Raw genomic sequence first — 21,023 nt, 5'->3', positions numbered from 1 at the left:
TGCTGCTCCCAAAAAACAAAAAGGCCTCCGCAAGGGAGGCCTTTTTATGGCGGCGCCAGAGGTGGCGACTTACTTGACGATCACCCGGGCAAACTTGCGCTTGCCGACCTGGTAGACGGCGGTACCGGCACCGATGAGGGCCTTGCCATCATCCAGCTTCTCGCCGTCGCGCTTCACCGCGCCCTGCTTGATCATGCGCAGCGCTTCGGAGGTGGTGTCAACCAGACCAGCATCTTTGAGCAGGTTGGCGATGGCCAGCCCTTCGCCTTCCAGTGCCAGCTCGACTTCCGGCATGTCGTCCGGAATGGCGTTCTTGGAGAAGCGCTGGGTGAAATCTTCGTGGGCCGCTTCGGCCGCCGCTTCGTCGTGATAACGGGCGATGATCTCTTTGGCCAGCCAGATCTTCACGTCGCGCGGATTGAGGGTGCCGGCGGCGATACCTGCCTTGAACTCTTCAATCTCGGCGAGCGGACGGAAGGAGAGCAGTTCGTAGTAGTTCCACATCAGATCGTCGGTGATGGACATGATCTTGCCGAACATCTCCCCCGGGGCATCGTGCACGCCGATGTAGTTGGCAGCGGACTTGGACATCTTCTTGACGCCGTCCAGGCCTACCAGCAGCGGCATCATCAACACGCACTGGGTCGCCATGCCGGCATCTTTTTGCAGCTCGCGACCCATCAGCAGGTTGAACTTCTGATCGGTACCGCCGAGCTCGACGTCCGCCTTCAGCGCGACCGAGTCATAGCCTTGCAGCAGCGGATAGAGGAATTCGTGAATGGCGATGGACTGGCCGTTGCTGTAGCGCTTCTTGAAGTCGTCGCGCTCCATCATGCGGGCCACGGTCTGCTTGGCCGCCAGCTTGATCATGCCGGTCGCGCCCAGCTCACTCAGCCAGGTGGAGTTGTACTCGATGCGGGTCTTGGCCGGGTCGAGGATCTTGAACGCCTGCTCGGCATAGGTGAGGGCGTTGTGCTTGATGGCCTCTTCGGAGAGCGGCGGACGGGTGGCGTTCTTGCCGGAGGGGTCACCCACCATGGCGGTGAAGTCACCGATCAGCAGGATCACTTCATGGCCCAGATCCTGGAAGGTCTTCAGCTTGTTGAGGATCACGGTATGACCCAGGTGGATGTCCGGCGCGGTCGGGTCCATCCCCAGCTTGATGCGCAGGGGGCGCCCTTCCTTCAACTTGGCGATCAGTTCTTCTTCAACCAGAATTTCTTCCGCTCCGCGCTTGATCTCGGCTAGCGCCACCTCGAGCTGGGACATTTTTTGACTCTCCAATCACGATTCCACAGGGCCAGACATATTACTGGAATGGCGGGCCAATTGGAAAGGCGGTAAACTCCGACCTTCTTCCGGGTTCAACTTTGTCTGCTTCTCATGGTCCTTTGGCACGCCTTCAACTCTCTCCCTCACTGGCACCGCAAGATGGTGCTTATCCTGAGCATCATGGTGATGATGCTGGCGGCCTGGCCGAGCGAACAGGCAGTCGCCACCCGGGTCGATGACAACGACAACGAACTGGCCGTCGAGCAGCAGGTCGACGAGGAGGCGCAGCTGGCACGGGCCGAGCCCGTCACTCCGCCCAAACCGCGCTATGTCACCAGACAGGTGAAGGTGCGCAGCGGCGACAACATGGGGGTCATCTTCCAGCGCCTCGGCCTCAGTACCACGGATCTGCACCTCATCGATCAGCTCGAGGGCACGGATACCCTGCGCCTGCTCAAGCCCGGTCAGGAGCTCACCTTCAAGCTCACCAAGGGCGGCGAGCTGCACAGCCTCTATTACCCCCACAGCCTGGAGCAGGCGCTCAAGGTGAACCGCCGGGATGACGGCTTCGTGGCCAGGCCGGTGAAGATCGAGCTCGACACCCGCGAACAGGTGGCCCAGGGGGAGATCCGCTCCAGCTTCTGGGGCGCCGCCGTCGAAGCGGGCATGACGGAAGACCAGATCATGGATCTCGCCGCCATCTTCGGCTGGGACATCGACTTTGCCCAGGACCTGCAACCGGGGGACAGCTTCCGGGTGGTCTACCAGGACAAATACCAGGATGACGAGCGGGTTGCCTCCGGCGACATCCTGGCCGCCGAGTTCGTCAACCAGGGGGCCATCTACCGCGCCGTGCTGAACACGGATGGCAACTACTACACCCCGGACGGCAAGGCGATGCGCAAAAGCTTCCTGCGCGCGCCGGTCAACTTCAAATACATCAGCTCCAACTTCAATCCGCGCCGCCTTCACCCGGTCACCGGCAAGGTGCGCCCCCACAACGGCATCGACTACGTAGCGCCGGTGGGGACCCCCATCATGGCGGCGGGCGGCGGCAGCGTGGTGGCCGCCGGCTACAACCAGTTCAACGGCAACTACGTCTTCATCAAGCACGCGGGCAACTACGTGACCAAGTACCTGCACCTCTCCAAGCGCACCGTCAACAAGGGGCAGCGAGTGAAGCAGGGCCAGACCATCGGCCTGCTCGGTGGCACCGGCCGGGTCACAGGCCCGCACCTGCACTATGAATTCGTGGTGGGCGGCGTGCACAAAAACCCGCGCACCCTCAACCTGCCCCAGGCGGAGTCTCTCAGCGGGCGGGCGCTGGCCAGCTTCAAGGCCCAGGCCATGCCACAGCTGGCCAAGCTGGACAGCCCCGAGCTGCAACTGGCCAGAAACAAGGGCAACGGCGACGACAGCTGACCGCTGTCGACCAAGGTGGAACACGGCATCGGACGGTTCCCCCGCATCATTGAAAGGGGTTGTCATGACGGAACGCTATATAGGCTTGATGTCCGGTACCAGCATGGACGGTATCGACGCCGTGCTGGTGACGATGGATAGGGAAGCGCTTCGAGTAGAGGCGGCGCTGTGCCATCCCTGGCCTGCCGATACGGCTCGCACCCTGCATGCGCTTTGCACCCCGGGGGAGAACGAAATCGACCGCATGGGGGTAGCCGACAACCTGGTGGCACGCGAATTTGCCGCCGCCACCCAGGCTTTGCTCGCCAAGGCGGCGCTGACTCCCAAGGAGATTCGCGCCATCGGCAGTCACGGCCAGACCATACGCCACCGCCCTGCCCTCGGCTTTACCCTGCAAATAGGCAACGCGGCCCTGCTGGCGGCCCTGACCGGCATCGACGTGGTGGCCGATTTTCGCACCATGGACATGGCCCTCGGCGGTCAAGGGGCCCCCCTGGTGCCCGCCTTCCATCAGGCGCTCTTTGCCCGCCCCGACGCCCTTCGGGTGGTGCTGAACCTCGGCGGCATTGCCAATATCTCGGTGCTGCCCGGCCAGGCCGACGGGGGGGCGGGTTCAGGGGTATATGGCTTCGATACCGGCCCCGCCAATACCCTGCTCGACGGCTGGTATCGCCGCCACCATCCGCACGGTGACAGCTATGATGCCGGTGGCCAGTGGGCCGCCAGCGGCAGGCTTATCCCTGCGCTGCTGGAGCAGTTGCTGGCTCACCCCTACTTCGCCGCCCCCGCCCCCAAGAGCACGGGGCGTGAGATGTTCACCCTCGACTGGCTCGACGGCGAGCTGGACGGCTGCACATACGCCCCCGCAGATGTGCAGCGTACCCTGCAATCCCTCACCTGCCACAGTATCGCCCGCCAGTTGCCCGCCCACAGTGACGCACCAACCCGGCCCGAGCTGTTTGTCTGCGGCGGCGGCGCCCACAACGCCCCGCTGCTGGCGGAGCTTGCTGCCCTGCTGCCCGACTGGCATCTGACCAGTACCGCCCAGCTCGGCCTTGCACCGGACTGGGTGGAAGGGGCCGCCTTTGCCTGGCTGGCACAACGCTTTATCCAGCGAAAGCCAGGCAACCTGCCTGCGGTGACCGGCGCTAGCCGCCCGGCGGTGCTGGGCGCCCTCTATCCCGCCTGAGCCGCTTCCCGAGCGCCCTCCCCTCTAATGGAACAAGCCCGAACAGGTGCACCTGATCGGGCTTGTTGTTATGCCTGGCGCCAGATGGCGCAGACCCGTCACTCTGTGCTCCCTACCCGAGCCGCTCTTTCAACCTGGCCGCCTGCGCCTTGAAGGTCTCATAGTCGGCGACATGCCGGCTCCTGGCAGCGGTGATCCACTGCACGCCCGTCTCGTCGGCGTGGGAAAATTCGATGCAAAACTCATATTTCGCGCTGGAGAGCAGCCCCATCAGGGCGCCAGACAGAAAACCCACCAGGGGCAGGAAGAGCACGATGAGCCAGTTGCCCGCCTGCTCGTAGGAAGGGGTGAAGTAAAAGAGCACACTGGAGGTGACCACTCCCAGCAACAAGGTCTTCTTGAGCCTATCCATCCAGCCGAGTGCTTTTACCTGCACGCCGACGATGCGGCCCAGATCGTAGCGATCCTTGTTGACCCTCAGTGTGTTGTCCGACTGTTCAATGGCAATGGCCATCCTGATACTCCGTCCTGTTGGCTATGGCGATAAGGGGTTGCCGTGGCGGCCCCGGATTGTGCATCCCGTGATCATGACGGACCAGCAGCCAGCCACGGGGGCGATGGGCGGCGCCTCCCCCAACAGGAACACACGCAGCATGGTATCGTATGGCGCCAAACATCAAAAGACGTTCACATCAAAAGGCGAGGTGGATCACCTTCTGCCCGACCCTTGTCCCCCGTGCAGCCGTTGGCTTTCCTGACCATCCTCTCATGGGCAAGGTAGCCGGGGAGCAGGGGTCAGTGAGATAACAGCCCCGTGATGACCCTCAGGAGGGGCGGGCCGATGGGATGGCGCCATGGGCCCGCACATCGAGAGCACTCCCATGGCCCCTAGAAGGCCCACTTCAGGAAGCGGTTTACCTGGCGCTTGACCGGTGCACAGAGCGGCGGTTTGGGAGGCTCCAGGTTGATCTGTCTGCGGCCCACCCTGGCTTCGCACCGCAGCAGGATCTGGAGATAGTGGGGGTGCTGGCGCTGGATGAAACGGGAGATCTCATGGGCCCAGGGTTTGGGCACTCCCCACAGGGTCGAGGCCAGGGCGCCGACGATACAGAAGAAGGCGGGCTCGTGCATGCCCATCCTGACGCCATTCTCCAGCGCCTCCTTGAAGGAGCCCGAATGGGCGATGCAGGTCATCACATTGACCATGAAGGCGGCATAGTCATCTTCCCCGCCGTGGCCCACCCTGGCCACCAACCCGGCCTGTGGCCTGTAGCCGAACTGGTGGCCGATGTGCTCAAGCACTGCATTGCGCTGGCGAATGACCTTGGCATAGAACATCAGCATGGCGGTACAGTCGAGCGCCTGGCTCAAGGCCGCCTGATGGGGATGGGTCTGGGTGGGACGGGGCGTGGTCAGCAGCGCGATCTCCTCCGAGATGGCGAGCAGACCGATGGGCACCGCCGTGCTGATAAAGGCGAGATCAATGGCGATCGCCAGGTCCTGGCCCTCCTCCATCCGGCCGATGACCACCTGCTCGGCAAAGAGGCGACGCTGGCGCTCGATAAAGGCGCCATAGATCAGGGCCCTGAACTTCTTCTGGGGATAGGGGGTATCGAGCAGGGTCTCCATGGTCAGGATGGCGGCACCGGTGCGACCGCGCAGTTGATAGTCGGGGGCGAGGGGGAAGTGCTTGCCTAGGCGGGGGGGTGGCCGAAACCCGCTGGTGCGGCTGTACATGTCACCCAGAATGAATCCAAGCATAAAACCTCCGAAGTCAGATGACGGGGATCGCGATGCGATCGCATGTGCCACTCCCGGGCAGATGAGTGCCGACCCGTGCTGCTCGTCGGCAGGGTCCCTGATTTCATTATTAATCATACAGTTAATAATCCACCCAAACCCCGACCCAGGTCGCAATAACGGCAGTTGATGACAAAGAACACAAATAAGGATGGTGCGGTGAAGATGAGCCGGCTGCATCGCAAGGAGTGCGGGATACGCCAGGGCGGCAAAGCAGGGCGGACTCCGAGGCCCCCTCACAGGGAGGGTCATGACAGGAGTGATATGCATCGGGGGGCGGCAAGTCGGGGCAGGCAAGGGGAAGACCCCCTCGCCTTGCTTATGAGCCTTGTTGGCGGGCTGCGTTCGCGCCACTGAAAAGATATGGCATAGGCGGTGTGGCGACCCGCCCATGTCAGCCTCCGCCGCAGGGGCTAAAGAGCGCCCTCTCTTTCTCCCGTATTTATGTCATGACCTGTGGCCATGCAAAGAGGGTGAATGTTATTTCAGTGTGCTCACCGCAGCATATTTTGGCGGCGCTGAACAGGGCGTCGAGAGAGCGATAAATAGATAGCTATGCAAAACCGGGAGAATAAGCTGCAATTTAGCCAAAAGTATTAACGGAAGATTCACAGGCTGTAACCCTGATACGCGACAATATGGCGCTATCTGGTTCCGCTTTCATCGCAAAGCGGGATCATCATCACCTTTATCTGGCATACCCGTCATGAATTGAATCGCAAAATGAATATTTTTCACTCTGTTGAGCCACCTCATAGAAACAGGATCCCGGTTTGCATCCCCGGATAACCGCCCCCTAGAATTCTCCCGTCTGAATCACCAGGCCAACTTCTCTCCCTTGTCTGTTGCACGCGCTGTCTGCATCGAAACAGGGCTCGACACTGTGATGATCGTTCTCCTTTTCTCCGTCGCCCTGCGGCGGGAACGGGCAACTGTTGCCGCAATATCACGAGTCATCAGCGTGCCGTATTCGGCCAGGGAAGAACAATGCGGCCCGGACCCTACATCAAAAACGAAAAAGGAGTATCGCCATGAGTGGTACCATCATCAAATCCGCCAGAAATACCCCCAATGCGCCTCAGGATCTGGGGCCCTATACCCAGAGCGTGGCCTTCTCCCACTACAACAATATTGCCACCCAGCTCCCCGTCGATCCGAAAACGGGCGCGCTGGTCGCAGGGGATATCCAGGCCCAGGCCAGACAATGTCTCACCAATATCCAGGCCATCGTCCAGAGCATTGGCCACGGCATGGAGGACATGGTGAAGGTGACCCTGTTCCTCGCGGACATCGCCGACCTCGATGCCGTCAACACCGTCTATCGTGAATTCTTCCCCCACTCGCTGCCGACCCGCACAGTGCTCGCCGTCGCCAGTCTGCCGCTCGGCGCCAGGGTGCAGATGGACGCCCTGCTCTCCAACGGGGAAGGCACCTTCCCCCAGGCCCCCTGCCCGCTGCTCAAGATCTCCCGAAACAGCGACCACGCCCCGCAGGATCCGCTCTCCAGCCAGAGCGTCGCCTTCTCCCATTACAACAATATCGGTGCCCAGCTGCCCCTCGACCCCGCATCCGGCGCTCTGGTTGACGGTGGCATCCGCGAGCAGGCGGCCCAGTGCCTGCGCAATATCAAAACCGTGCTGGAGAGCATCGACGTGCCCTTCGACGACATCGTCAAGGTGACTGTCTATATGACCAATCTGGCGGATCTCGACGCCGTCAACGAGGTCTACACCACCTTCTTCCCGGACTCCGCCATCGCCCGCGCCGTCGCCTATCTGCCCGCCCGCTCTGTGGTCAGTGCCGTCGCCCTGCCGCTGGGCGCCCGGGTGCAGATGGATGCGGTCATCTCCCACGGTGACGGTACCCCGCCACAGCTGGTGGAAGACAGGCACAACCTGGTGATTCGTGCCCGCAATACCGACAAGGCACCGAGAAGCCCGCTCCATTGCCAGAGCGTCGCCTTCTCCCACTACAACCATATCGCCGGCCAGTTGCCGCTCGACATGACCACCGGCAAGGTGCTGACCGGTTGCGTCAAGGAGCAGACCGCCCAGTGCCTCGGCCATATCAAGACTATTGTGGAGAGCATCGGCCACGTGATGGACGATATCGTCAAGGTCAATATCCAGCTTGCCAACATCGCGGATCTGGCGGAGGTGGATGCCATCTACACCCAATACTTCCCGGCCTATCTGCCTGCCCGCACCGTGATTGGCGTGAGCGAACTGCCCGCCGGCGCACGAATCCAGATGGATGCGGTGATGTCCAACGCGGAAAGCACACCGCCGCAGGTGTAAGGTTTGTTGAAATAAAAAGAGACCGGCTATATGCCGGTCTCTTTTTTGGTAACAGGGAGGGATATTATTTTTATGACATCGATATAAAAAACACGAACGTCCGATTGCGCTTCGCTAATCTATTCTACAAATTAACTTTGTTTATCTATTCGGGATTTTTTCCAAAGCCCATTTACTTGGCTCAGCTACAGCTAATATAGGTGCGCAAGCTCTAATGTCAACATGAGACATTAAACCATAGAATAAACAGTCTAAATTTTTATCATTCAAAAAAGAAACTACAAACATATCTAAAGAATTGAATTTATTTTTAAATGAAAACTTATCAGAAATACTGTGGTGATTTACCAATGTTTTTAAAAAAGCATACTTTTTGTAAACATCAATTACTTTTTCTGATTCCTCTTGAGCATCAACCATAGCTAAATCTAATTCTGCATCACTTATCGATGATTCGTTTCTAATAATTACTATAGGGTCTATCTCATTGAAAGCTCGTCGTAAATAGTTGAAATGCATATCTTGCCATTGCATTCTCACGATTGCTTTATGAATATCCTCCTTCATCGCACTATATAGTTCATCGAAGTTATTTGCTATGTTTGACAACTGAGTCATTGACTGGTCAAGATTAATTAAATTGCTGTCATTACCCACTTTGATGTTTTCAATAACCACGACCATTTTATCTATTTGTACTCTTGCCTCCGAAGCAATAATAAGCTGTCTTTGTTGAATGACACTTTTTCTATATTGCAGCAATGCTAATCCGAAAGCTAATGAGGTCGCTATTTGGGCAAAGCCATTAATAATGTCCAAGAATGTTATTTTATAGCTACTGTCAAAGGTACCAACCAAACCATAAACTACACAAACGCCATAGGTTATATATGCCGTTGCAATGATAACAACTAGAAATAAACAAACAGTATCTAAAGAAATAGGTCTTTTTATATTAGGTTTTTCAAATAACACTTAAACCCTCCCATCTTATGTTCCTGATCTAACAACACAATATTACTAGAGGTCAAAAAATGGAAATACTATACAGATTTTTAAACAAAATAAGCATGACTTTCTTCAAGCCAATAAAATGTAGTAAGAAATAAAAACGCCCCCCATCTTGCGATGGAGGGCGCTTTATTTTCCGGCTATTGGGCCAGAGTGGCCCAATGGTCAGCTATTACAGGGACTCTGCAGTCGCAACCACGTTTTCCACGGTAAAGCCGAATTCCTTGAACAGCAGCTCGGCCGGTGCAGACTCACCAAAGGTGGTCATACCGATGATCTTGCCGCCGAAACCGACGTACTTGTACCAGTAGTCGGCGATGCCTGCTTCGATGGCCACGCGCTTGGTGACGGCGGCCGGCAGGACGGACTCTTTGTACTCGGCAGACTGGGCATCGAACACGTCGGTAGACGGGATGGAGACCACGCGCACGGCACGGCCCTTGGCAGCCAGCTGCTCATAGGCAGCCACGGCCAGCTCCACTTCGGAACCGGTGGCGATCAGGATCAGCTCCGGGGTACCGGCGCAATCCTTCAGCACGTAACCACCCTTGGCGGCATCGGCCAGTTGCTGGGCGGTGCGGTCCATCTGGGCCAGGTTCTGACGGGAGAAGATCAGGGAGGTCGGGCCGTCGGTACGCTCGATGGCGTGTTTCCAGGCGATGGCGGACTCTACCTGGTCACACGGGCGCCAGGTGCTCATGTTCGGGGTCAGACGCAGGGAGGCGATCTGCTCGACCGGCTGGTGAGTCGGACCATCTTCACCCAGACCGATGGAGTCGTGGGTGTAGACGAAGATGGCGCGCTGCTTCATCAGGGCGGCCATGCGCAAGGCGTTGCGGGCGTACTCCATGAACATCAGGAAGGTGGCGCCGTAGGGGATGAAACCACCGTGCAGGGCGATGCCGTTCATGATGGCGGACATGCCGAACTCGCGCACGCCGTAGTGGATGTAGTTGCCTGCGGCGCTCTCGGGAGTCAGGGACTTGGAGCCGGACCACATGGTCAGGTTGGACGGCGCGAGATCCGCGGAGCCGCCCATGAATTCCGGCAGCAGCTTGCCGAAGGCTTCCAGGGAGTTCTGGGACGCTTTACGGGTCGCGATCTTGGCCGGGTTGGCCTGCAGGGTTTCGATGATCTTGGCGGATTCAGCAGCCCAGTTGGCCGGCAGCTCGCCAGTGGTGCGGCGCTTGAACTCGGCAGCCAAGGCCGGGTGAGCGGCTTCATAGGCGGCGAACTTGGCAGCCCAGTCGGATTCGAGCTTGGCGCCCTTCTCCTGACCGTTCCACTCGGCGGCGATGTCGGACGGGATGACGAACGGCGCGTGGTCCCACTTCAGGAAGGCACGGGCGGCGGCGATCTCGTCGTTGCCCAGCGGTGCGCCGTGGCAGTCGTGGGAGCCGGACTTGTTCGGGGAACCGTAGCCGATGATGGTGCGGCAGCAGATCAGGGTCGGCTTGCCGGTCTCGGCCTTGGCGGCTTCGATGGCGGCGTTAATGGCTTCCGGGTTGTGACCGTCAACGGCCGGGATGACGTGCCAGCCGTAGGCTTCGAAGCGCTTGGGAGTGTCGTCGGTGAACCAGCCTTCTACGTGACCGTCGATGGAGATGCCGTTGTCATCCCAGAACGCGATCAGCTTGCCCAGGCCCAGGGTGCCGGCCAGGGAGCAGGCTTCGTGGGAGATACCTTCCATCAAGCAGCCGTCGCCCATGAAGGCGTAGGTGTAGTGGTCGACGATGTCGTGACCCGGCTGGTTGAACTGCTCGGCCATGGCCTTCTCGGCGATCGCCATGCCCACGGCGTTGGTGATGCCCTGACCCAGCGGACCGGTGGTGGTTTCAACGCCCGGCGCATAACCGTACTCCGGGTGACCCGGGGTGCGAGAGTGCAGTTGGCGGAAGTTTTTCAGATCGTCGATGGAGAGGTCATAACCGGAGAGGTGCAGCAGGGAGTACAGCAGCATGGAGCCGTGGCCGTTGGAGAGAATGAAACGGTCGCGGTCGGCCCACTTGGGGTTGTTCGGGTTGTGTTTGAGGTGGCTGCGCCACAGCACTTCAGCGATATCCGCCATTCCCATGGGGGCGCCCGGGTGACCGGAGTTGGCTTTTTGAACGGCATCCATACTCAATGCACGAATGGCATTGGCAAGCTCTTTACGAGAAGGCATCTGTATCTCCTGCGATTGCTTCATTTGATGGCCAAGATTAAGGCGCGTTATTGTCCCAGCAGGGGGCGCGGCGTGCAAATATTATCTGGGCGAATAAAGTGGCTTTGGGAGCACAATCGCTTTTCTGGGCGGGGAAAACGATTCAATCCGCCCCCTGACTCACCTCCATGGAGGTAGATCCCTTCCCCATCCTGCCCCGGGCGGCTCCACCCCCAAATAGTGCTGGCAATCACCGGATGACCTATTTAAAATAGACGTCCAGATGTAGATACCTCTACAGTCATCCTGTCATTATCCGGTTATGGCCAAGGCGATAACCCTTACGAATCGAGAACCAAACATGGCAAAGCTGTTTACTTCCGAGTCGGTCTCCGAAGGCCATCCCGATAAAATCGCCGACCAGATCTCCGATGCGGTGCTGGACGCCATCCTGCAGCAGGACACCAAGGCGCGCGTCGCCTGCGAAACCCTGGTCAAGACCGGCATGGTGATGGTAGCCGGCGAAGTGACCACCTCTGCCTGGGTCGACATCGAACAGATCGTGCGCGACACCGTGCGCGAGATTGGTTACACCCACTCCGACATGGGCTTCGACGCCGACTCCTGCGCCGTGCTGAACGCCATCGGCAAACAGTCTCCGGACATCAACCAGGGCGTCGACCGTACCGACCCGCTGGAGCAAGGTGCAGGTGACCAGGGCCTGATGTTCGGCTACGCCACCAACGAAACCGACGTGCTGATGCCCGCGCCCATCACCTACTCCCACCTGCTGGTGAAGCGTCAGGCAGAAGTGCGCAAGAACGGCACCCTGCCGTGGCTGCGTCCGGACGCCAAGAGCCAGCTGACCTTCGCCTACGACGACGCAGGCAAGATCCTGGGTGTCGATGCCGTGGTGCTCTCCACCCAGCATTGCGACTCCATCAGCCACAGCGATCTGGTGGAAGCTGTGCGCGAAGAGATCATCAAGCCGGTGCTGCCCGCCGAGTGGATCAACAAGGACACCAAGTACTTCATCAACCCGACCGGCCGTTTCGTCATCGGCGGCCCCATGGGTGACTGCGGTCTGACCGGTCGCAAGATCATCGTCGACACCTACGGCGGCATGGCCCGTCACGGTGGTGGCGCCTTCTCCGGCAAGGATCCGTCCAAGGTGGACCGCTCCGCCGCCTACGCCGCCCGCTACGTGGCCAAGAACATCGTGGCCGCAGGCCTCGCGGATCGCTGTGAAGTGCAGGTCTCCTACGCCATCGGCGTGGCCGAGCCCACCTCCATCAGCGTCGAAACTTTCGGCACCGGCAAGGTGGCCGAAGCCCTGCTGGTCAAGCTGGTGCGCGAGTTCTTCGAGCTGCGCCCCTATGGTCTCATCGAGATGCTGGATCTGAAGCGCCCGATCTACCAGGCAACCGCCGCTTACGGCCACTTCGGCCGCGACGAGTTCCCCTGGGAGAAGACCGACAAGGCCGAGCTGCTGCGCGCTGCCGCCGGCCTGTAAGGCTCGAGGTTGTGATAAAAGGGGAGCCTGGCTCCCCTTTTGCTTTTGTGTCCGTCCCGAGGATCCCATGCCTGCCACTGCCACCCGGCTTGACCCCACCCTCATCGAGACGCTGCTCACGCGCGTCGAGGCCTGCTTTGTGCAGGCTGAAACGCGCCTTGGCCGCACCTTCCCGCGCCCGCAAGTCCACTGCAACATGCGGGGCCGGGCGGCAGGGTCTGCGCGGCTGCAAACCTGGGAGCTGCGTTTCAATCCGGCGCTCTATCAGGCCAATCAGCAGGCGTTTTTAAGGGAAGTGGTGCCCCACGAGGTGGCGCACCTGCTGGTCTATGCGCTCTGGGGAGAGGGGCGCGGCAAGAGCCGGGTACTGCCCCACGGTCGCCAGTGGCAGTCGGTGATGCGGGAGCTGTTCGGTCTCGAACCCAGCACCACCCACAGCTTTGATCTGGGGGTGCTGGCCCAGCGCACCTTCGTGTATGCCTGCGCCTGCCAGCAGCATCCCCTCTCCGTGCGCCGCCACAACAAGGTGATACGCGGCGAGGCCCGCTATCACTGCCGCCGCTGTCGCCAGCCCCTGGTGTGGCAGCGCGACACGACGGCGGATTGAGTCACCCCGTGTCGCGCTCCTGTGATAGGGTGCGCGCTTACTTCATTCAACTGTCTCATTGCCAAGGATATTCATGTTTCGCCCTCTGCTCTCCCTCTGCCTGGCCCTGCTGGTCAGCGCCCCGGCCCATGCCGACAACATCCAGACCTTTCGCGCCGCCAAGCAGGATCTGAACAAGCTCTACCAGAGCCACCCCGTCACCTTCTACTGCGGCTGCAACATCAAGTTCAGCGGCAAGAAGATGGCCCCCGACTGGGAGAGCTGCGGCTACCTGCCGCGCAAACAGGCCGAGCGGGCCTCCCGCATCGAATGGGAGCACGTGGTGCCCGCCTGGGAGTTCGGCCACCAGCTCCAGTGCTGGCAGGACGGGGGTCGCAAGAATTGCGGCAAGAGCGACGAGTTCAACAGGATGGAGGGAGACATGCACAACCTCTTCCCCGCCATCGGCGAGGTGAACGGCGATCGGGCGAACTTCCGCTTCAGCGACTGGAACGGCAAACCCAACCAGTACGGCAAGTGCCAGATGCTGGTGGACTTCAAGGAACGCCAGGTGCAGCCGCCCAAGGGGCCGGTGCGTGGCCAGATCGCCCGCGCCTACCTCTACATGAGCCAGCAGTACGGACTGCGTCTGGCGGCCCAGCAGCGCAAGCTTTACGAAGCCTGGGACAGGCAGTATCCGGCTGATCGCTGGGAGTGCGAGCGCAATCGCCGTATCGGCAAGCTGCAGGGCAATACCAATCCCTTCATTGAAAAGCAGTGCCAGTAACCCCATTTGACCAGGGAGGGGGAGCGTCCCCCTCCTCCTGAATCCCTTCACTCTCTGTCTCGCGAGCCTTGCTCGCCGCCGTGCAGTAGGGTATTGAAGGGTTTCCAAGCAAGAGACTGACTATCAGCCATGCGCATTCCACGTATCTATGAACCGGCCAGCCTGCAGGTTGGCCAGACCCTCGCCCTGTCGGAAGACGGTGCCAATCACATCGGCCGCGTGCTGCGCATGCAGCCGGGCCAGCAGCTCGAGCTGTTCAACGGCGACGGCCACCAGTACCCCGCCACCATCGCCAACGTCGGCAAGAAGTCGGTGGAAGTGACCATCGACAGTTGCGAGACCCGCTCGGTGGAGTCACCGCTGGCCATCCACCTGGGTCAGGTGATCAGCCGCGGCGACAAGATGGACTTCACCATCCAGAAATCCGTGGAGCTCGGCGTCACCTGCATCACGCCCCTCTTCTCCGAGCGCTGCGGCGTCAAGCTGCCCGCCGATCGGCTGGAGAAAAAACGCGAGCAGTGGCAAAAAGTGGTGATCAGCGCCTGCGAGCAGTGCGGCCGCAATACCGTGCCCGAGGTGCGCATGCCGATGGAGCTGGACGCCTGGCTGGCGGAAGAGACTCAGGAGCTCAAGCTCAACCTGCACCCGCGCGCCCCTTACAGCATCAACACCCTGCCCATCCCCGAGCACGGCGTGCGCCTGCTGATCGGCCCGGAAGGGGGCTTGTCCAGCGACGAGATCGCCCGTACCGTGCAGGAAGATTTCAAGGAGATGCTGCTGGGGCCGCGGGTGCTGCGCACCGAAACCGCCGCCCTGACGGCGATTACTGCGCTTCAGTGCCGCTTTGGCGATCTGGCCTGACAGCCGACCCCACCCCGGCCCTCCCCTTCGCAGGGGAGGGAGCAACAGGCCCCTCCCCCTTGTGAAGGGGGAGGCAGGGAGGGGGTCATCACATCCCATCGAGCCATTAGGAAGGAAACTCGGATGACCATTAAACTCGGCATCGTGATGGACCCCATCTCGGCCATCAACATCAAGAAGGACTCCAGCTTCGCCATGCTCGAAGAGGCGCAAAAGCGCGGCTACGAGCTGTTCTATCTGGAGATGAAGGATCTCTACATGGAGGCCGGTCGCGCCTTCGGCACCATGCGTCCGCTCACCGTCAAATATGACTATGCCGACTGGTACACGCTGGGCGAGGTGGTGGATCAGCCGCTCTCCAGCCTGGACGTGATCCTGATGCGCAAGGATCCCCCCTTCGACACCGAGTTCATCTACGCCACCTACATGCTGGAACGGGCCGAGGATGAGGGTTGCCTCATCGTCAACAAGCCCCAGAGCCTGCGCGACGCCAACGAGAAGCTCTACACAGCCTGGTTTGCCGAGCACACCCCGACCACGCTCGTCACTCGCAGAGCAGACAAGCTGCGGGCTTTCCACGCCCAGCACAAAGACGTCATCCTCAAACCGCTGGACGGCATGGGCGGCGCCTCCATCTTCCGCATGAAGGAGGATGACGCCAACGTCGGTGTCATCATCGAGACATTAACCTCGCACGGCAGCCAGTACTGCATGGCGCAGACCTATCTGCCCGCCATCAAGGATGGCGACAAGCGGGTACTGGTGGTGGACGGTGAGCCGGTTCCCTACTGCCTGGCCCGCATTCCGGCCCAGGGTGAGACCCGTGGCAACCTGGCGGCCGGTGGCCGTGGCGAGGCCCGCCCCTTGAGTGAAGCGGACTGGGCCATCGCCCGCGCGGTGGGCCCGACGCTGAAAGAGAAGGGGCTCATCTTCGTCGGCCTCGACATCATCGGCGATCGCCTGACCGAGATTAACGTCACCAGCCCGACCTGCATCCGCGAGATTGAGGCGGCCTTCGACATCTCCATTACCGGCATGCTGATGGACGCCATCGAGCGCCGACTGGGCCGCTGACCCCTTCGTTGCCGCGGCGAGGAAACACACACAAGGGGCCGTGAGGGCCCCTTTGACTGCCGCCCTCCTGCCGGCAAAAAGCGGTTTTGCCCGCCGCCATCAACTGCCATAATCACCCCAAATACCTTTGCACGCTTAGAGATACATACGCTCCATGCAAACACTGCAAAATCACTTTCTGCTCGCCATGCCGAGCCTCACAGACGCTTATTTCCAGCGCTCCCTGGTCTATCTGTGTGAACACAGCAGCGAAGGCGCCATGGGACTGGTGGTCAACATTCCGGTCGACATGGCCCTGGACGCCATGCTGACCAAGCTCAACCTCAATCCCCCCGCCACCGCCGAGATGAAACAGCCGGTGTTGCAGGGGGGGCCGGTGCACGGGGATCGCGGCTTCGTGTTGCACAGCTTCCGCCCGGGCTTCAACTCCACCCTGCAGGTGAGCGACGAGATGATGGTCACCACCTCCAAGGACATCCTGGAGACCCTGGGCACCGACGAGGCGCCGGACCACTGGCTGGTGGCGCTCGGTTACGCCGGCTGGAGTGCAGGCCAGCTCGAGCAGGAGCTGGTGGATGGCGCCTGGCTGGTGATCCCCCCCAATCCCAAGCTGGTCTTCGATACCCCCATCCACCTGCGCTGGCAGCAAGCCGCAGCGAGCATTGGGGTCAACCCCCTGCACCTCTCCAGCCAGGTGGGGCATAGCTGACACCCCGGCCCTCCCCTCCGGGGGAGGCGGCACGCTCACCTCCCCCCATGAGCAGGGGGAGACAGGGAGGGGTCTTCCCCCTTCATTTATCCATCCATTTCGAGGAGACCCCATGTCATCACGCAGCATCATGGGCTTTGACTACGGCACCAAGAGCATCGGTGTCGCCATCGGCCAGGAGCTCACGGGCAGCGCCCGCCCCCTTCGCTCCCTCAAGGCCAACGACGGCATCCCCAACTGGGACGAGATAGAGAAGCTGATCAAGGAGTGGCAACCGGATCTGCTGATCGTCGGTCTGCCGCTCAACATGGATGGCACGGACCAGGAGATCACGGTGCGGGCCCGCAAGTTCGGCAATCGCCTGCACGGCCGCTTCGGCAAGCCGGTGGAGTTCAAGGACGAGCGGCTCACCACCACGGATGCCCGCGCCCGCCTGTTTGAACGTGGCGGCTACAAGGCGCTGGACAAGGGGAGCGTGGACGGCGTCTCCGCCCAGCTCATCGTCGAAGCCTGGATGGAAGAGCAGTACGACTAAACCGGGGTGCCTCCTCCCCCTTGCTTCTCTTTCGCCGCCCCGCTCTCCATGGGCCCGCCCCAGGCAAAACGCGTCATCCCCGCCGCGGCCAGGCCATAGAGCCGCCGGATCTCCCCCCGCAACCACATCACCTTGGCATCCTGATTGTGGCGCTTGTGCCACAGCAGGATGAAGGCGATCTCCAGCTGGGCATAGAGAGACTCTTCCAGCGGCAACGGCATGGGGATGAGGTCGGGGTGATGTCTGGCGGCATAGTCCGCGCAATATGAAGGCACCACGGCGATCAGCTCGTGGCTCTTTTGGGCGGCGATGTGCAGCGCCTGCTCGAAGCTCGCCACCATGATGGGCACCTGCCGCCTGTGGCCTTCGTCCTCCAGCAGATCATCCAGTGCCCAGCTGTCGCTGGCCTCCCACACCACGCTCACCTGGGGGCAGGCCAGAAAGCGGGTCAGCGACCACGTCTGCCCGAGCAAGGGGTGATCCTTGCGCAGGAACACCACGGGACGATCGCAGAACAGCACTTCGTGATCGATGTAATAGGGCAGCCGGTTGACCCTGGCATGGGAGCGGCCGTGGGTCTCCCGGGCGCAGAAGCCGAGATCCGCCTCCCCGTTGACGATGTCGTTGAGGGAGTGGTGATCCCAGCCCAGCATCCTGACCACGGAGTGGGGGTACTTCTGGTAGATGGTCGTGGGCAGCTCGCTCAGGAAGCTGATGCCAAAGGGGGACTCCATCACCATACTGAAGCGGGCCCCCTCGGGGATCGCCTCGCTGTTGAGGGTGCTGATGCTCTCGGTGAGCTGGAACCAGGTCTTGAGCTCCTCTGCCAGGGTCAGGGAGAGATTGGTCGGCTGCAAGCCCTGGCGCACGCGCACGAAGAGGGGGTCCCCGAACCAGTCCCGCAGCTTGCCGAGCGCCTTGCTCACCGCCGACGGGGTGACACACAGCTTCTTGGCCGCCCCCGCCACGCTGCGCTCCTGCATCAGGTGCCTGAAGACCACCAGCAGGTTCAAATCGAGTTCACCCAGATTGCGCATCGCTTCTCTCCTATCCCCGAGCCCGGACTCGCCGTACCGCACGCCATGGTAGCAGCACCTTGACCACCAGGTAACCGAGCAGCGCCAGCAGGAGTGCCAGGATCAGCATCCAGAGCGCAGGCATCCCCAGATGGCCCATCCCCCAGATGAAGAGCCCGGACAACCCTATCTGCATGATGCAGAGCAGGGCGCTGGCCGATGCCACCTGATCCCCGCACACATCCAGCGCCTCCCCCATCGCCACCCCGAACCCGCAGGAAAACCCGATGCAGACCAGGGCAAACCCCGCCAGCAGCCAGGACAGGCCGCCTTCAGGCCCGCTGCTGCACAGCAGGGCGAGCAAGGCCAGCAGGTAGGCGAGGTGGGAGAGCGCCAGCACCCTTGCCTTGCCGAGCCAGCGCAGCAGCAAGGGGGTCAGGAAGGAAGCGGACATGCTCACCCCGGCCATCGCCATCATCAGCCGGGTGTACTGCTCGGGAGGCAGGCCGAACGTGGTCATCAGGACGAGGGGCGAGACGCTCACATAGACCAGGATGGCGGCCACGCTGGCGCTGGTCAGCAAGGCGCGCTGCATGAAGGGGGCCGTGCCCAGCAGGGCCAGCGGCGATGCCCCCGCAGGCTGGCGGGCGGGGCGGGTCTCCTTGAGCAGTCGCAGGTTGACCAGGGCACTGATGGCGGCCACCAGCGCCATGCCCACGAAGATGCCGCGCCACTCGAAGTGCGACAGGATGAGATAACCGAGTACGGGAGCCAGCACCGGAATGACGCAGATCACGCCGTTGATGAGGGAGAGAGCCATCGCGAGGCGCGCCTGGCTCAGCACATCCCGCAGCACGGTGAAGGTCATGATGTAGAGCGCTCCAGCGCCCACCCCTTGCCAGAAACGCCCCAGATAAAACTGGGCGATGCCGGTCGCCTCCGCCGCCACCAGGGAGGCGACCACGAAGATGAGGGCGCCCCCCAGCACCACGGGGCGCCTGCCATGGCGATCCGCCAGCATGCCCCCCGGCAGCACGGTAGCCGCCATGCCCAGCAGATAGATGGAAAAAGCGGTGTGGATCTGCGCCTCGCTCCCCTGCAGGGTTTGCGCAATGCGGGGGACGGCCACCAGATAGAGATCGATCCCGAGGGGATAGAGGATGATCATCAGAAAAGTACACAGCAGAAACATACCCATGAAGGCTCCATAGCAGCAGGTTTCACCATCACAGGTGCGCTGTCAGCGAGATTGACAACTCAATCCTGCAAAAGCAGAGGAAGATGCCGGGCACTATAGAGCGGGCGGCCTGCCGGGGCCTAGTGACGAGATGGCACTCGGTGGATGCCAATCCGGACATCTCCCGCAGGAGAGGTCCGGATTGGCATGCTCATCGACCCGCCCCCTGCCAGGTCGCGCTTGAGGGGTCGGGTCCGAGGTAACGGGCACGCCGCGATGCGGTGTGCCCTCAAAGCTCAGCGAAGGCGCACCATTACCTGGCCAGTTGCGTCAGGATTGCGTGAGCCGCCTTGATGCGCGCCTCGTTGGGGTAGTTGCGATTGGCCAGCATGACGATGCCAATCCCTTTGGCCGGCACGAAGGCCACATAGGCCCCGAAGCCGTTGGTCGAGCCGGTCTTGTTGAAGAGCACAGGGTGCCCTGCCGCAGCGGGCGCGGGCACCGCCGGGTTGGCATTGTAAATCATCGCCGGGGAGTTGCCCGCCAGCAGCGTCTGCTCGCTGACGGGATAGGCGTAACGCTCCCAGCCCAGTCCCTGGGTCATCTCCCCCACCGCATACTGGCCCTGGTGAGTCAGGTCGATGGCCTGCTGCATGGCCGCATTATCCACCCCGCTGATGTTCGCCTTCACAAAGCGCAGCAGATCCGCCGAGCTGGTCTTGATGCCGTAGGCCTCGTCCGCCAGCATGCCGGGAGTGACGCGGATGGGCTTGTCCTCCTTCGAGTAGCCGTAGGCGTAGTGCCCCATGGCCTGCTCGGGCACATTGAGGTAGGTATGGTACAGGCCAAGCCCCGGCAGGATCGTCTGCTCCATCAGGCGATCGAACGGCTGCTTCATGCTGCTCGCCGCCAGATAGCCAAAGAGCCCGATGCTGGGGTTGGCGTACTGGCGATGGGAACCCGGCGAGTAGGCTGGGGTCCACTGGCGGTAGTAGGCCTGCATCTTCTCGAGCGAATCCACCTCCTCGGGGAATTGCAGCGGCAAGCCGCCCGCGCTGTAGGTAGCCAGCTCCCCCATGGTGATGTTGTCAAAGGCGGATCCCTTGAGCCAGGGGGCGAACAGACTCGCCTTGTCATCGAGCTCGAAGCCCCCCTGCACCACGGCGTAGGCCCCCAGCGTCGCGGTCAGGGTCTTGCTCACGGAGCCTATCTCGAACAGGGTCTGCTCGCTGACACCGACCGCGCGCTCCCGATCGGCCACACCGTAGTTGAAATAGTGGGCCTTGCCATCCTTGAGCACGGCCACCGCCATGCCCGGGATCCTGTGCTCCTTGAGTAGCGGCCGGATGCTGGCATCCACCACGGGGCGCAGGGGATCGGTCACCGCCTTGTCACCGGCATGAGCCAGACCGGCCCACATCAGGGTGGCCAGAGCGCCCCACAGGATGGATTGTCGTTGTTGCATTGCATGTCTCCTGACTGTCGTTAGCAAGGTATCGCCATGGCGGCGAGTGATGAGCCCAGCATAGTCCCGCGAGGTGTGCTGCCGATGAGGCTCTGTGAAGTCTGTGTGAAGCCGCCCCCTCTTTTTACCCATGAAAAAGGGGAGCCATGGCTCCCCTTCAATCACC

General features: G+C 61.3%; 18 protein-coding genes. 10 read left to right on the top strand and 8 right to left on the bottom strand.

Annotated features, from left to right (window positions below; all coding sequences use genetic code 11):
- Positions 1-69: 69 nt before the first annotated feature.
- The gene (gene tyrS / locus AB5Y93_RS02060; RefSeq protein WP_368228725.1) at positions 70-1,269 is read right to left on the bottom strand and encodes a tyrosine--tRNA ligase; all 1,200 of its coding nucleotides are present in this window, start codon (positions 1,267-1,269) and stop codon (positions 70-72) included.
- A 114-nt stretch (positions 1,270-1,383) separates the two neighbouring features.
- Between tyrS and AB5Y93_RS02055 the strand changes: the two genes are divergently transcribed.
- Positions 1,384-2,694: a peptidoglycan DD-metalloendopeptidase family protein gene (locus tag AB5Y93_RS02055; protein WP_041212599.1), complete on the top strand. Its 1,311-nt coding sequence runs from the start codon at positions 1,384-1,386 to the stop codon at positions 2,692-2,694.
- A 64-nt stretch (positions 2,695-2,758) separates the two neighbouring features.
- Positions 2,759-3,883, top strand: coding sequence for an anhydro-N-acetylmuramic acid kinase (locus AB5Y93_RS02050; RefSeq protein ID WP_324040987.1), 1,125 nt, complete (start codon positions 2,759-2,761; stop codon positions 3,881-3,883).
- A gap of 112 nt (positions 3,884-3,995) precedes the next feature.
- Here the strand turns inward: AB5Y93_RS02050 and AB5Y93_RS02045 are convergent, their stop codons facing one another.
- Complete coding sequence (locus AB5Y93_RS02045; protein ID WP_223929890.1) at positions 3,996-4,397, bottom strand: hypothetical protein; 402 nt, start codon at positions 4,395-4,397, stop codon at positions 3,996-3,998.
- A 374-nt stretch (positions 4,398-4,771) separates the two neighbouring features.
- On the bottom strand, positions 4,772-5,644 hold the full coding sequence (locus AB5Y93_RS02040) for a hypothetical protein (RefSeq protein WP_368228724.1): 873 nt from the start codon (positions 5,642-5,644) through the stop codon (positions 4,772-4,774).
- Positions 5,645-6,714: 1,070 nt separating this feature from the next.
- On the opposite strand from AB5Y93_RS02040, the gene AB5Y93_RS02035 reads away from it, so the two are divergent.
- Entirely contained in the window at positions 6,715-7,980 is a 1,266-nt protein-coding gene (locus AB5Y93_RS02035; protein ID WP_368228723.1) for a Rid family detoxifying hydrolase, read from the top strand.
- Between the two features lie 141 nt (positions 7,981-8,121).
- Here the strand turns inward: AB5Y93_RS02035 and AB5Y93_RS02030 are convergent, their stop codons facing one another.
- Together AB5Y93_RS02030 and tkt are read right to left on the bottom strand one after the other, a co-directional pair.
- Positions 8,122-8,955, bottom strand: coding sequence for a hypothetical protein (locus tag AB5Y93_RS02030; RefSeq protein WP_368228722.1), 834 nt, complete (start codon positions 8,953-8,955; stop codon positions 8,122-8,124).
- Positions 8,956-9,163: 208 nt separating this feature from the next.
- Complete coding sequence (gene tkt, locus AB5Y93_RS02025; RefSeq protein WP_368228721.1) at positions 9,164-11,155, bottom strand: transketolase; 1,992 nt, start codon at positions 11,153-11,155, stop codon at positions 9,164-9,166.
- 340 nt (positions 11,156-11,495) lie between these two features.
- Here tkt and metK point away from each other — a divergent pair, with 340 nt between their 5' ends.
- From metK to ruvX, 7 genes are all read left to right on the top strand, one after another.
- On the top strand, positions 11,496-12,647 hold the full coding sequence (metK, locus tag AB5Y93_RS02020; RefSeq protein ID WP_010673869.1) for a methionine adenosyltransferase: 1,152 nt from the start codon (positions 11,496-11,498) through the stop codon (positions 12,645-12,647).
- Between the two features lie 67 nt (positions 12,648-12,714).
- Positions 12,715-13,254 carry a SprT family zinc-dependent metalloprotease gene (locus tag AB5Y93_RS02015; RefSeq protein WP_368228720.1) on the top strand — a complete coding sequence of 180 codons (540 nt, stop codon included), beginning with the start codon at positions 12,715-12,717 and terminating at the stop codon, positions 13,252-13,254.
- Positions 13,255-13,327: 73 nt separating this feature from the next.
- Positions 13,328-14,020 (top strand): endonuclease, encoded by a 693-nt coding sequence (locus AB5Y93_RS02010; protein WP_039040144.1) that lies wholly within the window; start codon positions 13,328-13,330, stop codon positions 14,018-14,020.
- Between the two features lie 129 nt (positions 14,021-14,149).
- Positions 14,150-14,881 (top strand): 16S rRNA (uracil(1498)-N(3))-methyltransferase, encoded by a 732-nt coding sequence (rsmE, locus tag AB5Y93_RS02005; RefSeq protein WP_104455513.1) that lies wholly within the window; start codon positions 14,150-14,152, stop codon positions 14,879-14,881.
- 123 nt (positions 14,882-15,004) lie between these two features.
- Positions 15,005-15,955 carry a glutathione synthase gene (gshB, locus tag AB5Y93_RS02000; protein ID WP_368228719.1) on the top strand — a complete coding sequence of 317 codons (951 nt, stop codon included), beginning with the start codon at positions 15,005-15,007 and terminating at the stop codon, positions 15,953-15,955.
- 154 nt (positions 15,956-16,109) lie between these two features.
- Positions 16,110-16,664, top strand: coding sequence for a YqgE/AlgH family protein (locus AB5Y93_RS01995; RefSeq protein ID WP_103261728.1), 555 nt, complete (start codon positions 16,110-16,112; stop codon positions 16,662-16,664).
- 112 nt (positions 16,665-16,776) lie between these two features.
- Complete coding sequence (gene ruvX, locus AB5Y93_RS01990; protein ID WP_010673863.1) at positions 16,777-17,199, top strand: Holliday junction resolvase RuvX; 423 nt, start codon at positions 16,777-16,779, stop codon at positions 17,197-17,199.
- On the opposite strand, the gene yidZ is transcribed toward ruvX, so the two are convergent.
- The 3 genes from yidZ to blaMOX all read right to left on the bottom strand — a co-directional run bounded on the left by yidZ (position 17,196) and on the right by blaMOX (position 20,857).
- Positions 17,196-18,236 carry an HTH-type transcriptional regulator YidZ gene (gene yidZ, locus AB5Y93_RS01985; RefSeq protein ID WP_368228718.1) on the bottom strand — a complete coding sequence of 347 codons (1,041 nt, stop codon included), beginning with the start codon at positions 18,234-18,236 and terminating at the stop codon, positions 17,196-17,198. The two genes, ruvX and yidZ, sit on opposite strands and share 4 nt — an antisense overlap.
- Before the next feature lie 10 nt (positions 18,237-18,246).
- Complete coding sequence (locus AB5Y93_RS01980) at positions 18,247-19,413, bottom strand: MdtL family multidrug efflux MFS transporter (protein ID WP_323933479.1); 1,167 nt, start codon at positions 19,411-19,413, stop codon at positions 18,247-18,249.
- Positions 19,414-19,705: 292 nt separating this feature from the next.
- Positions 19,706-20,857: a CMY-1/MOX family class C beta-lactamase gene (gene blaMOX / locus AB5Y93_RS01975; RefSeq protein WP_368228717.1), complete on the bottom strand. Its 1,152-nt coding sequence runs from the start codon at positions 20,855-20,857 to the stop codon at positions 19,706-19,708.
- Positions 20,858-21,023 lie beyond the last annotated feature (166 nt).

The organism is Aeromonas sp. R10-1, assembly GCF_040908465.1.
Taxonomy (GTDB): domain Bacteria; phylum Pseudomonadota; class Gammaproteobacteria; order Enterobacterales; family Aeromonadaceae; genus Aeromonas; species Aeromonas caviae.
This window is presented reverse-complemented; position numbering and strand designations above follow the sequence as displayed.

What these genes read in the sequence shown, in the direction of transcription:
- tyrS (WP_368228725.1), bottom strand. Translation starts at nt 1,269, where the DNA reads ATGTCCCAGCTCGAGGTGGCGCTAGCCGAGATCAAGCGCGGAGCGGAA.
- AB5Y93_RS02055 (WP_041212599.1), top strand. Translation starts at nt 1,384, where the DNA reads ATGGTCCTTTGGCACGCCTTCAACTCTCTCCCTCACTGGCACCGCAAG.
- AB5Y93_RS02050 (WP_324040987.1), top strand. Translation starts at nt 2,759, where the DNA reads ATGACGGAACGCTATATAGGCTTGATGTCCGGTACCAGCATGGACGGT.
- AB5Y93_RS02045 (WP_223929890.1), bottom strand. Translation starts at nt 4,397, where the DNA reads ATGGCCATTGCCATTGAACAGTCGGACAACACACTGAGGGTCAACAAG.
- AB5Y93_RS02040 (WP_368228724.1), bottom strand. Translation starts at nt 5,644, where the DNA reads ATGCTTGGATTCATTCTGGGTGACATGTACAGCCGCACCAGCGGGTTT.
- AB5Y93_RS02035 (WP_368228723.1), top strand. Translation starts at nt 6,715, where the DNA reads ATGAGTGGTACCATCATCAAATCCGCCAGAAATACCCCCAATGCGCCT.
- tkt (WP_368228721.1), bottom strand. Translation starts at nt 11,155, where the DNA reads ATGCCTTCTCGTAAAGAGCTTGCCAATGCCATTCGTGCATTGAGTATG.
- metK (WP_010673869.1), top strand. Translation starts at nt 11,496, where the DNA reads ATGGCAAAGCTGTTTACTTCCGAGTCGGTCTCCGAAGGCCATCCCGAT.
- AB5Y93_RS02015 (WP_368228720.1), top strand. Translation starts at nt 12,715, where the DNA reads ATGCCTGCCACTGCCACCCGGCTTGACCCCACCCTCATCGAGACGCTG.
- AB5Y93_RS02010 (WP_039040144.1), top strand. Translation starts at nt 13,328, where the DNA reads ATGTTTCGCCCTCTGCTCTCCCTCTGCCTGGCCCTGCTGGTCAGCGCC.
- rsmE (WP_104455513.1), top strand. Translation starts at nt 14,150, where the DNA reads ATGCGCATTCCACGTATCTATGAACCGGCCAGCCTGCAGGTTGGCCAG.
- gshB (WP_368228719.1), top strand. Translation starts at nt 15,005, where the DNA reads ATGACCATTAAACTCGGCATCGTGATGGACCCCATCTCGGCCATCAAC.
- AB5Y93_RS01995 (WP_103261728.1), top strand. Translation starts at nt 16,110, where the DNA reads ATGCAAACACTGCAAAATCACTTTCTGCTCGCCATGCCGAGCCTCACA.
- ruvX (WP_010673863.1), top strand. Translation starts at nt 16,777, where the DNA reads ATGTCATCACGCAGCATCATGGGCTTTGACTACGGCACCAAGAGCATC.
- yidZ (WP_368228718.1), bottom strand. Translation starts at nt 18,236, where the DNA reads ATGCGCAATCTGGGTGAACTCGATTTGAACCTGCTGGTGGTCTTCAGG.
- AB5Y93_RS01980 (WP_323933479.1), bottom strand. Translation starts at nt 19,413, where the DNA reads ATGGGTATGTTTCTGCTGTGTACTTTTCTGATGATCATCCTCTATCCC.
- blaMOX (WP_368228717.1), bottom strand. Translation starts at nt 20,857, where the DNA reads ATGCAACAACGACAATCCATCCTGTGGGGCGCTCTGGCCACCCTGATG.